Source organism: Candidatus Paceibacterota bacterium, assembly GCA_026195275.1.
Classification (GTDB): domain Bacteria; phylum Patescibacteriota; class Minisyncoccia; order Phycocordibacterales; family JABMNX01; genus JABMNX01.
The window spans coordinates 1-12,093 of the sequence record JAPHQU010000005.1 but is presented as its reverse complement, the minus strand read 5'-3'; the positions used below and the strand labels follow the sequence as shown (position 1 = coordinate 12,093).

The 12,093-nt window shown below is 46.0% G+C and carries 10 protein-coding genes and 1 tRNA gene; 2 read left to right on the top strand and 9 right to left on the bottom strand.

What is annotated here, in order from left to right; genetic code table 11:
• Positions 1 to 259 precede the first annotated feature (259 nt).
• Genes OQJ98_02840 through OQJ98_02830 form a run of 3 tightly spaced genes read right to left on the bottom strand, consistent with a single transcriptional unit; the run spans position 260 to position 4,933 of the window.
• Positions 260 to 1,396 carry a patatin-like phospholipase family protein gene (locus tag OQJ98_02840; GenBank protein ID MCW9054887.1) on the bottom strand — a complete coding sequence of 379 codons (1,137 nt, stop codon included), beginning with the start codon at positions 1,394 to 1,396 and terminating at the stop codon, positions 260 to 262.
• A gap of 35 nt (positions 1,397 to 1,431) precedes the next feature.
• On the bottom strand, positions 1,432 to 3,720 hold the full coding sequence (locus OQJ98_02835) for a ThiF family adenylyltransferase (protein MCW9054886.1): 2,289 nt from the start codon (positions 3,718 to 3,720) through the stop codon (positions 1,432 to 1,434).
• Positions 3,701 to 4,933, bottom strand: coding sequence for a metallohydrolase (locus OQJ98_02830; protein ID MCW9054885.1), 1,233 nt, complete (start codon positions 4,931 to 4,933; stop codon positions 3,701 to 3,703). Before OQJ98_02830 ends, OQJ98_02835 begins: the two co-directional genes overlap by 20 nt.
• Before the next feature lie 155 nt (positions 4,934 to 5,088).
• Between OQJ98_02830 and OQJ98_02825 the strand changes: the two genes are divergently transcribed.
• Positions 5,089 to 5,946, top strand: a complete 858-nt coding sequence (locus OQJ98_02825; protein MCW9054884.1) for a hypothetical protein — start codon at positions 5,089 to 5,091, stop codon at positions 5,944 to 5,946.
• A 77-nt stretch (positions 5,947 to 6,023) separates the two neighbouring features.
• Positions 6,024 to 6,929, top strand: coding sequence for a hypothetical protein (locus tag OQJ98_02820; GenBank protein MCW9054883.1), 906 nt, complete (start codon positions 6,024 to 6,026; stop codon positions 6,927 to 6,929).
• Here OQJ98_02820 and OQJ98_02815 read toward each other — a convergent pair.
• The 6 genes from OQJ98_02815 to OQJ98_02790 form a co-directional block, all read right to left on the bottom strand.
• Positions 6,919 to 7,155 (bottom strand): helix-turn-helix domain-containing protein, encoded by a 237-nt coding sequence (locus tag OQJ98_02815; GenBank protein ID MCW9054882.1) that lies wholly within the window; start codon positions 7,153 to 7,155, stop codon positions 6,919 to 6,921. The genes OQJ98_02820 and OQJ98_02815 overlap by 11 nt on opposite strands.
• 781 nt (positions 7,156 to 7,936) lie before the next feature.
• Positions 7,937 to 9,172: an AAA family ATPase gene (locus OQJ98_02810; GenBank protein MCW9054881.1), complete on the bottom strand. Its 1,236-nt coding sequence runs from the start codon at positions 9,170 to 9,172 to the stop codon at positions 7,937 to 7,939.
• Positions 9,173 to 9,621: 449 nt separating this feature from the next.
• Entirely contained in the window at positions 9,622 to 9,858 is a 237-nt protein-coding gene (locus OQJ98_02805) for an AlpA family transcriptional regulator (protein ID MCW9054880.1), read from the bottom strand.
• 78 nt (positions 9,859 to 9,936) lie between these two features.
• Positions 9,937 to 10,542, bottom strand: a complete 606-nt coding sequence (locus OQJ98_02800) for a hypothetical protein (protein ID MCW9054879.1) — start codon at positions 10,540 to 10,542, stop codon at positions 9,937 to 9,939.
• 50 nt (positions 10,543 to 10,592) lie between these two features.
• The gene (locus OQJ98_02795; GenBank protein ID MCW9054878.1) at positions 10,593 to 11,834 is read right to left on the bottom strand and encodes an integrase arm-type DNA-binding domain-containing protein; all 1,242 of its coding nucleotides are present in this window, start codon (positions 11,832 to 11,834) and stop codon (positions 10,593 to 10,595) included.
• Positions 11,835 to 11,995: 161 nt separating this feature from the next.
• A tRNA-Ser gene (locus OQJ98_02790) sits at positions 11,996 to 12,085 on the bottom strand.
• Positions 12,086 to 12,093: the final 8 nt, after the last annotated feature.

Below are 12,093 nucleotides of genomic sequence, written 5' to 3'. Positions count from 1 at the left end.
CCTCCCTGCCCCTTCGGCGTCCGATGCCATCGGACGCCTCGGTGTCGAACATGGGTCCGTCCACCGCACCCCCGATCCGCATTAAAAAAGGCTCCCGCTGCGGGGAGCCCTTTTTTAATGGCGGAGAGGGTGTCCGCCATTGAATATAAATAACTATGTGATTTTAATTAATAATTTTAATGACACAACCTTTTAACATACACTCTAAAATACATACGGAGGCACATCAACCCAATATGCCACTGACTTTTATCAGATATCAAAAATCTGGAGCATACCCTTCTAGGTTTGCCACCAGCGCCTCATACCCATGCCTGCTCACCCTTTCAAAATCGTCTAAATCTAGCTTCTTTAATGAAGTCGAATGGAGGGCCGCCTGCCTAACCTCATCATCAGTAAGAAAACCCGTATAATCCGAACCTGGACGCAGATAATTCGTTTCAGCATCCACGTCTCTGACTGAATTACCAATTCGGACATGCACTCCCAATGTATTGGGCTCTGCTCGATGGTAATCAGCAAAAAAAGTTCGCACGCGTAGTGAGCGTATCTGTTCACTTGTTATATCGAGAAGTCGAGAGCTTTTCAGTTTCCCTGAAAACACGCCCAAAAATGCATTCCAGAATCTCGAAAGTAAGCTTTTGCTGTACTCTATTTGCAATGGGGCTGATGCGTCACTAATGACAACAAAATCGCACCCTTTCAAATCCTTTCCTGGCTTAGACACCCGCTCCAACCCTAAATTTTCATACACCCCTCCATCCCACAATCTAACTGATGCAGGGCGGTCTTTAGGCTCTAATTGTTTTGAGCTTTTATAGTTACTTTTATTCCAGCCACTTTTAGGCAGCTCAAGTTTTAAAGCGCCGAGGGCGTAGGGGACTGCCGCTGAAGCCGCAACGGCCTCAGCAATAGTGAATGATGGATTAGTGCTTTCACCGTAAATCCAGTCTCCCATATGCGCTTTTGAGAAATACCAGTTTCGCCCCGTCTCGATACAAGTCGTGTTTATTTCCCAAAGTGGATTGTCGGGTAAGTCTGTTAAATGACCGTCTACACCCCACCGTGCTCGAAGAAGGTTTGCAACGATGCGAGCCCGTTCACCAATATGAATCAGCTGACTAGGATTCTTAAACAAGACCTTGCCTGAGAATAGGCTTGATGAGGTAAGTAGACTTTTAAGTTGTGGGTAAACAACATCAAGATATTCAGAAGAAGATGGCCATTTGTTGCCTGAACGTGAGAAAATCAGTGCCGTAATCAAACTTCCGCCTGAGACGCTCGAAATACGTGAGACTTCTTTAAGTTTCTGTGCCTCCGCAAGACGCTTGAGAACGCCAAGGTGAAAGACTGCCGCACGCGTACCGCCACCGGATAACACAAGGCCAATTTTCATCTAACCCTCTACCTAATTTGTTTCCAATTTCACCGTCATGTTTTGGGCTCAACAGCAGCGCGATACCCCTGAGGTGTCCAGATCAACAACGCTGAAGGAGCACCCAATCGCAGTTCAGAAACTTTCTGCGCTGAACTTCTGTCTACACTAGACGGCCCACCACCTTTTGGGTGACTGTGCCAGGTACCCAAATACGTTAGCGTGTTCCCTGATAACCGGAACAATCTTTTGATCTCTTCCTTAAGACCTGAGGTGCCTAGTATGAATGCGCCTTTCGAATATTCGCTATCTGATGGCGCATCAATGACCCGCGTCACAATCATCCGACGATGAAGAGTTGAAATTGCGCCAAAGATAACGCCTCCATATTCGTCCTCACCAAATTTTCTTGAAATTTCCTCTATTCGTGTTGCAGCAGTTTCGGAAATACGAATTTCCCAGCCATCTGCGTGTGACGGCGGAACTGAAATAAACGGGCCAAATTGGAATTGTTCCCAGTCCACCCCAGGCTTATCGTGATCTGAATAACCAAGCCAAAGTGAAGCGTGGCTTCCAGCAGTTAAACGAATTTCATGTCGCAGTATTTTTGACATACCAGCAGTGTGTTCGGATAGCGCATCATCAGCCATTACCATAGTCGCTGAACTGCAACCTTGCCCCACTTGAACAAGTTCACTCATGTTGCTTTTGGGTAAGTGTGCTCTGAGCTTGTCATGTGAAATTCTCAGGTCAGATATCATCGCCTGAATGTCACATACCTTGGTCGTTCTTTCTGCATTTTCCCTAGCTACAAAGCCCAGTCTTCCTTGCCCAAAAAGTCCAGTTTGAAATAATGGGTTCGTCAACCATTCCGCAGAAGAGATTGCATCCCACACCTGGAGGGAGGCCGTTGTATCAATGATCGTGTTCGCGTTCAGATTTTTTTGGTCTTCTGTGTTTTCGCTAGAAAACAAGCTCACAATGTTTGCATTAATTGGTGTTGCGCTACAGGCAAGGCCTTCTAAAAGGTAAGCAACAGCATGCGTCTTATATACTCCGGGTAGTTGCCCGTCGTCTAACGAAGCGTGGCGGGCAGAATTGTGCGGAGATAATTTCCCATTATCATAAAGGGCAAACTTCCCAAGACCTGCCCGCCCAAAATGCATTGCTATCTTAGACCCAACACTACCACAGCCTAAAAGGTGGATTTGTTGTGTTTGCAGATCCTTTGGCACATGACTAATCCTCCCAAGTAAGCTTTTGGAGATTGCATGACGATGCCCAACTGGCTCTACAATCGACTCTTCGCTTACGTAGTAGAAATCTCCCACTGGAGATTTAGATAAATTCACAGATACATTGTAAGGTAGTATTTCAATATTATTGTCTTTTCCTATTAAATTGGCTGGACGCCTTGCAATTATAATAATCAAAATATCTAAATGATTATCCCCATAATTATCTCGGTAAATATTCAACAATTCCGTAAGCGGTGATGATAATAATTTTTCGCACCCTAAGCTCTGTGATAGTTCACATAGGCTTCTGAAATCGCTTACCGAGTTAGGAGCATAATCGGAGCTAATATGATTTACATTAGGCCACACACACAATGCGACTGAATATTGCGATGAAAGAGCCGATATTTTTAAATCCTTAACTCTGCCGAATATTTGCTCGTAATTATCAGGAATATCAGAGTCGAGCACTCTTGCCATAAAGCTAAAATCTTCAGGGGCCAACTCATCAATAAGAATTTTGGCTGCTAGCAGCTTATGTCCAGCCTCATCTGAAATTAATCCCTCTAAATAGGACTGATCAGCTATGAGTGTGCCTGACAGTTGGTCTCGACGCTGGGGTTCCCATCCTTGTTTTATTAGGTCGATTAGTTCGCCTAAAGCCGCATCTCGGAGCCATTGGTGAACTTGGTTGATTACTCCCATGATGCCATCAGGTTGAGCCAAAAGATCAGAAACTTTGCCCTCAAAAAAGCATGGGCTTACTTCTCCTCTTGGGCTTCGATAGGGATTTATGTGAGGTAAGTTTGAAGGGAAGTCAGCCCGCAAATAAACGGATGGTTCTTGTGCTGGGTAGTTTTTAGGGAAATACACAAAAACGGTTTCTACACCATTAACACCATTCTCATTTGGAATGTTCTCAGGTTGGTGTTCAAGCACACGGAATTTAAAACTAACTTGCAAAAGCCAGTCATTAATTAGATTGCCAACTCGTACCGAATCAGAAATTACGTGTGGGTGCCGCTCAATAACGGCTACATCACGACGAATGTTTTCCGTTAGTGCAACTGCCGCCTTCTTCTTCCGTTTACCTAGTTTGTTCGCCATGACCAACTCGGCTTGTCGTCGCGCCTAAGGCAGCCGCAGCGCCAGATACCGATGAACCTGTCTTTCTAGGAGGCTCAAAACCATTAGACGTTATGGAAAACTCTAGAGGCCCTGGAACATCTTCAGATGGGTATTCACCAGTACAATAAAAGCGCTCTTTATCATCAACAATATCGACATATTCTCGTTTTGCTCTCTCATGAGGAGGGTTGGGTTCCTCTTCTAAGATTGGCTTCGAGCTCGCAACGATATATCCCCTGGTGACCTCCCTGATCCGCGACAACGCATGTCTCGCCTGTTCGCTAACTTTTGCCGCCTCCCCATTGTCACTCCAACTGTCATGAGACAAAGATCGCCACGAACAGTGGTGCGGGGAAAGCAGAAGGTCATATTCAAGAGGCTCAAAATTTCCGGCTTTATGACGTTCATCAAGGCGGTCCCAGACCTCCACGCCAGCATCCCCTCCTGTCAAATAAAGGCAATACCCACCATCAGTTCCTGCCGTTATTTTAGGCCACAAGTGATATTGCAAAATGATACTGGAACGGTTTGATGCCAATTTGCCATCATCACCCTCTGCCTCCCCGGCAGGAAGCGGGCCTAAAACAGTCATTTTAGTGAAGCCATTATCCTGACCATTCACCTCACAGAAAACATCATCTATTTTTGAGACAATTGACAAAATATCGTCGGTTTTGCCTTGCTCATCCTCACCAATAATCCGAATACGGTCCCCTTCGGCCATGTCGGTTATAGATGTTGCCTCATTGTTATCTCTAAATGCCTTAACCCGTCTTTTTGCCTCTTTACTGACTGCTTTTGCATCAGCACAAAGCGGATTTCCCTTAGAAGCCCTTCTAAATACAACCGGTGACGACCATATTTCGCGCACAACGATTTTCTTTTCCTCACCTTCGCCAGGCTCATCTTCATATTCGGCAAGAGGCCCAAGATGGAGGTTCCTATCAGCTCCTGAACAATGATCTTGATCAGGATGTGAGAGAACAAACACATCGACGTAGGGACGCTTATTTTTATCCTCATTTAGACGTTCACGCAGATCTGCACTAACATCCCGAGTGTCATCGTTTTCATCCTCTGCTTTCTGCCGGATGTTAATATCAATCAGGATCGTAGTTTCACGCTCATCATCAAGCTTGATGAGTGTCATGTCCCCGTTGTCCACCGGGAAAAACGTGATTTTTCCTGCCATATTGACCTCTAGAATGAGATTCCAAATCAATAACTTGTGCTGAGTTGACCCGCCAACAGCCTATATATAGTATATACAGCGAAATTTGCAAGCATAGAGGGCGGGCCACCCTCAGACTCGCCAGAAGGCCAAAGTTCGATATGTGGGTTTGAAGTATGAAGGTTGAAATATTTAACGTCGATCATGGCAGTTGCGCTCTTGTAACGACACCAAACAACAAACATCTACTGATGGATTGTGGTAGCTCTGGTGCCTCATTGCTAACGCGCTGGTTGCCTGGAAACCTTCTTGCTGGGCGAAGCATTTACTTATTAGACGAACTCCTTATCAGTCATGCTGATGAGGATCATGTTAGTGGCATGGAGTCGCTATATAACGCAAACATAACTGTTGGCTGGATTGAATCAAATAACAGTCTAACACCTCAGGTCATCAGAAGCTTAAAGCCTGAAACGCCCGGCCCTGGTGTGAACCTATTTTTACAGAAACTTTCTGCTCAAAACCGTGCTTGCTCTCAACGCGGACTTCTAAGCGGTTTGCCCCCTTCCCCTCCTAGGTTAGCCATAAATAAAATCTCATTTCGATGCACGTACACTGCCTATGGCGAGTGCACAGGCCTAAACAATTTAAGCCTTGTTACGTTTCTGTCTTCCGGCGGTTTATGCATGATTTTTCCTGGAGACATTGAAGCTTCAGGCTGGCGTGTACTTTTAAGAAATGCTGATTTCCGAAGACACTTGGCTGGTGTTAACGTCTTTGTGGCCTCTCACCACGGCAGGCGCAGTGGCTACTTTTCAGAAGTATTTAATCATTGTAGTCCCAAACTCGTCGTATTCTCTGATAGCTCAATCTCGCATGATTCTCAGAATACAGCAGCCTTGTATCGCCAGCATACCAGTGGAATTACTTTTTCAGATAATGCCCATCGCCACGTTCTGACAACTCGCAATAACGGCAACATCATTTTTCAAGCTACTACTGATTCATTTCACGCAACCATCAATCGTGCATAAATATTTTATGAACCGTAGCCAAAAACCGTCACGGATATATTGATCAATATTCATGCATACGCCGGTGTAATGAAAATATGAAATATATGCCTGACGACAAGACCTTAGAGCTAGAGGTAAATGAAGCAATCGAGATGATTGTTCAGAACGGCCTTCACATCCCAAAGCGGGCATCAATGTTGATGGCATATGGAGTAAATGCTTCAAATTTATTTGCGGATATCAATCATCAGCTACCTGGTTTTATACAGTTGATTGATGTTCCAAAAAACCTATCCCCTAACGACAGAGAACATCTAAAAACGGACTTCCGTAATTGGTGTATAGGAAATGGCTTTAGAGAATTGATCGAGGGTATCGAAGCATTCTTGAATTCTCTCTTTCAGATAATTGCTCCAACTGATCTCTACTTCAAGGGTAAATCTTCCGAAAAAGCAAAAGGCGCAATAGAGAAATTTGAGCGCTTCGGCGTGTGGGATAAACTAACCCACCTTGAAAAACGTTATGGCTTCAGGACTGAAATGGGACACTATTTTGAATCTCTTACACAGGCTCGTAATTGCCTGACCCACCGCAATGGAATTGTCGGTGAAAAGGACACGAAAAAGAAGGGTTACCTGGAACTTGAATGGCTGGGCATTGATATTCGGATTGAAGAATCCGATGGTACTGAACACATAATAACGCTTGATACACTGGGCCCCATTGAGAGCTCAAAATTCAATACCCAAGATAATGCAAAGATGCATTGCACGTATGTGAATCGTTCTCTGAAATTTAATAATGGTGATTTTCTTGAGGTTCCCCCTCGGTCTCTTCAAGAGATCTGTTCAATGTCCATATACACAATTGCAAAACTCCATCAGCTTATTATGAACTGGTTGCTTGAATACGGTATTCATCTGAACAATGGAATGCCCTTGAATGATCCAAAGGCTCAAATGCTTCTTGAAGCGGAATGGCCTGAGAATTTTAGAGAGTAATTAATTCATCAACAATTTTATGCGGATCGAATTTCAAGACCTCGGACAAACGCAATAGCTCCACTACGTCAACACGCCTTTGTCCGCTTTCTAAACGAGCGACAAAAGACTGATATTCCTCAATTGCATTAGCCAAATCAGCCTGCGTCATTCCAACGGCTTCACGCTGCTGAATCAAAAAAACAATCAAAGCCTTGTGTCGCTCCGAGCCTAATGTCTTTTCCATTGCACCCTCCGTAAAGGGTGCTTCACTTAATCTATTTTTCAGATTATCTTAAAATCAGATGATTCATAAGTATTCCTATCTGATTGGTGAAAATTGGCAATGAAACGCGAAGTCGCAGCGATATGTTTATTATTCTCAATCCTGTTATCAGCCTGTCAGCCATACCTGGGACAACCTGCCACATCAGTACAAAAAACACCAACCACACCCGACCCAGATTGGAAACAAGTTGGAGATTGGTACATTATCTGTGTGCCTGAGACGAAGAATGCTGTTGGCCAAATCAGGATCAGGAAGCATTGTAGAATTGAGAAATACGACTTCCTAAACATCGTAAAGATCACTCAACACGGAATTACCGTCCTTACCGCTAGATCCGCTGGAAGAGCTTGCGGACCATCATACGCACGGCATGCAGCGGTCGATGGCCTCCCAATAGAGCAACTAGCTTCGGAAGAGCAAATTACCCATCTATTACAGGGTAAGACCTTTGCTCGTGAAACTCAGTCAGCTTGGCCAGAATGTCGGATCACGATTGAACAAACTAGCCTCGACCATTTCGAGGAGGCGTATACGATCATGCTGGAACGATGGCAGAAATTGTGAGCCTCCAATCTAAGGTAGGGGGGGGAGGTTCTAAAAGTGGGAAACACGATCCCCACAAGACCGTTCCCCGAACTTATTTTTAGCGCCCGTAAGTTTTGATATTCATCCACAGCCAACCACTACCACCACCACTCACCCCCTATAATAAATAGGGGGTGGTGGAGCGTGTTTTGAGCTACACCGCTCCACTATAACCTGCTCCAGCATTATCTGGTGGAGCAACCTGGATAAATTGACCAACTTCTACAAATTTCCGTGGACGACGGTTTTCGTCAGGGCGCTCAACTACGATAAAGTAGCCCTCTTCAATCCACGATCTCATCAGAACGTTGGCGCGGAATCTCCCTGCGGATGTTGACGCATCAAATCCAATGATTTTTCCAACAATGTGGCCGACCCACAGTTTAGCTTGCACGTTCTCTCGATATCCTTGACCAGCCACAGCAGATTGAATCATTAATATTACGTTCGGCGTAATTGCGTCATATGGATTAGGTGGCTGCCAGCGCTCTACCACCCCAACATGATCGCCATTTTGTAAAGTGACGTTCACGATCCGATACCAGTCGGATTTATCTACGGGTGGAGCGATATTTGATTTGTCATCGATGACACGAAAATATCCTCTGTGAGTGTCCATCCCTAGTTTGGCTGCCTCGTTTTCTGTCATGGGATTAATGACACAGCCTGATCGTGCTGCGGCAAGAACCGAGCTTGCACCACGTGCCGCTTCCGCTGAGATCTGCTCTCCATTCAACTTACGACTATGATGAACGAGCAATATGGCGCAATTTGCTTTGTCGGCAATGTCCGCCCATGCTTTTGCTACAGCATCCATTGCCACATTGTCATTTTCTGATGCTGAATGACTGGATACGAATGGATCAATGATCACAACATCAATGTTTTTGAATTTGATTTCTTCAATCAGATCTTGCTTCACACCGTCATCGACAATGGCACCTTCACGAGAATTCATGGTGATACAGAGTTTCTGATCACGTCCTGAATTCACGAACAATCGACAATCATCACCGCCAATGTCCTGGGATGTGATTCCATAATGTGAACAAGCTGCGATTATACGACGCTCTAGTTCATCATATGGATCTTCCAGTCCCATAATCGAAACCCTCAGAGCTCCCCTATGAACATGCTCCCCGAGTAGGGGCTTTCCCGTCACCATGGCCAAGGCTTGCATAATCGTCAGTGCCGATTTGCCAACCCCTCCTGGAGCGACAAGGAGGCTGACATATTTTCTAATAATGGATCGTCCATATAAAAATTCTCTAGGCTTAATATTTGCCTGCTCAATCATAGTGAAACGAGAGGGAGATATGCTGGTTCTGAAATCACCTAATATGGTTTGAAGCCGCTTTAATGACAGGGTGTGTTTGACATCCTCATCCATCACAAACCTCCTCATACATCATGAGGATACTGGCAATTTCATGCGTATCTTCCCAAGCCCAAGAAAAGGGCGTTAAACAGGCTGCTCGAGAAACGGAATGAGGAATTACCCTATTGAAATGTGCCTCATATGCAGCATCGATAAATTTTTGGAAGCTCCAATCCTCAAGTGCTTCAAGAGTTCGATCTAGAACGATCCCTAACCGTGCTGTGTATTCTCCATGCCAAGGGTATTGCGATAATTCGTGTATGGCTAAATTCGCTTCTATGGCAATTCGTTGAAAACGGCGACGAATACCTGATTTTTTGATTACATAATCGAATCTGATCCTTCGTAGTCTTTCGGCATGGGAAGGTTGCCCCGAGCTCGGGGGAAGAGTACGATTAGGCATCTTCTGAACACCTCTTGATAACCCTCGTCGGCGGCCACCGAACGGGGGTTTTTGCTTTCTACATTGTTGTGGATTTTGGCAACTCACCATTTCGGCCAACAACGGATGCTTGCTGGTCTCTTTCTTCAATGCATGAAGAAATGTACGAGTCGACTTCACTCTCCAACCAACCCACAGCGCCCCGCCCAATCCTGATTGGAAGTGGAAACAACCCCTCGTTCATAAGGTTATAAATTGTAGATCTCGAAAGCCCGGTAAGAGCTTCAACTTTGGTACGCCTGAGAATTTTTTGCATGGCTATGGCTCCTGTTGCTTGGATTTGGCATCTACAGGAACAAAACACAGGATGATCAGCCTAAAGGGAGGCAAAGATTCAACAGTTGGATAGTGCTATCTCAATTCTCTGAAAGTCATCATCGATATATTGATCAATAAGCAAAGCATGCCCCGTTGCTCCCTTTATTATTTCGGGAAGCCAATCAGGCGACAGAACAAGATCACGAATACTAAAGGATTCACCTTTTAGAACCATAGCCAAAAGGGAAATTGCATAATGCAGGATGGGAAGCGAAGGCTTCCACTCTCTTTTTCTGAATGTCTTTTCGCTTTGCAAAACGTCAAAATTACTGCCGCTCGTTGCGTAGGTTTCATCAAGGTATTTAAGCCGCAATTCTCGGTTTGATTTCTTAAGGCTGTCAGGAAGGTGCGTGGCGAATTGGTGTTGGCGGATGATGTCTCGAGCCAATTCAGCAACGCACAATCTCTTCCATACTCGTGCTTCAAGCTGTCGTAACTTGCCGTCAATTTGCTGGTTTGGATACTGCCTATATTTTTCGTAAACCTCTGCCCTTTCCGGCGATCCCTTTTGGGTGGCTTCTTTCAAAATCCATGACTTAGATGCTTCCACTAATTCATCACGCTTGTGATATTCGCCCTTACCAGGGTAGGCAATGATCGCCAGAAAGGCGATTGCTCCCATATACCCAGTAGGAATAACAGTACGTTCAAGGATAACTCGAGTTGGCAATGCTAGTTATCCCACCTGCCTAGGTTTACTTCTCCAGACTTAAAACTTTTGTCACAATATTTTTCCCACTCACCCATCAACTCACGTCTCTTCTCGAACAAATCACCACGACGATAAGCCGCTTCAACTTTGTTGGCGATGGTGTGAGCGAGGGCCATTTCAGCAACCTCCTGTGGGAATGAGGTCTGTTCAGCCGCCCAATCGCGGAATGTCGAACGGAAGCCGTGAGCCGTGATACCTTCCTTCTCCATCCGCCTCAGGAGCATCAGGAACGCCATATTGCTAAGAGGCTTTTTGACACGTTGACCGGGGAAAAGCGGAAGTTCAGGCTTCATTGAAAATTCCTGCCCAACCGCTTTGAGAATATTCACGGCGCGATCCGACAGAGGCACTCGGTGCTCTTTGTCGGCTTTCATGCGTTCAGCCGGTATCGTCCAGGTTTTGTTATCCAGATCAATTTCAGCCCATGTTGCACCCAACGCCTCCCCCGTTCGAACGGCTGTCAGAATTGTAAACTCAAACGCACGAGCAGCCGTGCCTTGTTGCTCACGTAATTCTTTGATGAAGTCACCAACCTCTGTGTAGGGCAAGGCTGCATGATGCTTTACGCGCCGCACTTTCGAACGGGCGGGCAAGAGGTGATCGAGATTGCCTTTCCAGCTAGCAGGGTTTTCCCCGGTTCGATAACCACGAACTTTGGCCCAATCCAAAATGGCCTCTATCCGCCCCCTCACCCGAGAAGCCGTTTCAGCCTTTTTCGTCCAAATGGGTTCCAGCACCCGCATCACAAGGCCCACATTGATGGAGGCAACAGGCAAATCTCCAAATTCAGAATAAGCGTAGGTTTCCAATGTGGCGGACCACTGAGCCGCATGCTTGGCGTTTTTCCAGCCGGATTTATGCGACTCGATATATTCCTCAGCAGCCTTCTGGAAGGTGATGGAATTTGCCTGTTCCAGGCGCTGGGCAACGGCATCTGCTTTCTTCTGCTCAAGTGGATCGATCCCATTGAGCAGCAGCTTGCGGGCATCCTGTGCCTTTTGACGGGCGTCCTTGAGATCAACAAGCGAGACCGGCCCAAGCCCCATCGTGTGGGATTTGCCCTGAAAGGTGTATCGGAAGGCCCAATTTTTGGTGCCGGATTTCGTCACCTGGAGCCACAGGTTGTTCCCATCTCCATGAAACCCAGGTTTCGTGATGGATGCGACAGACCGCGCTGTGAGCTTATTCGTTTGCCTTGCCATGTTTCCTCACACCAACAACATACATATAAACATACATTACAAACCTGGAACACGCAAGATCGCCTTGGAACACGCCGGAACACGAAAACGCTAAAAATCCTTGTTTTCTGAGGGTTATGAAAGAAAAAAGCCCCGGTCTCTGGGACCGAGGCTTTGTATTCTGGCGGAGAGGGTGGGATTCGAACCCACGGTACGCGTAAGCGCACAACGGTTTTCGAGACCGCCCCGTTCGACCACTCCGGCACCTCTCCGCAATCGT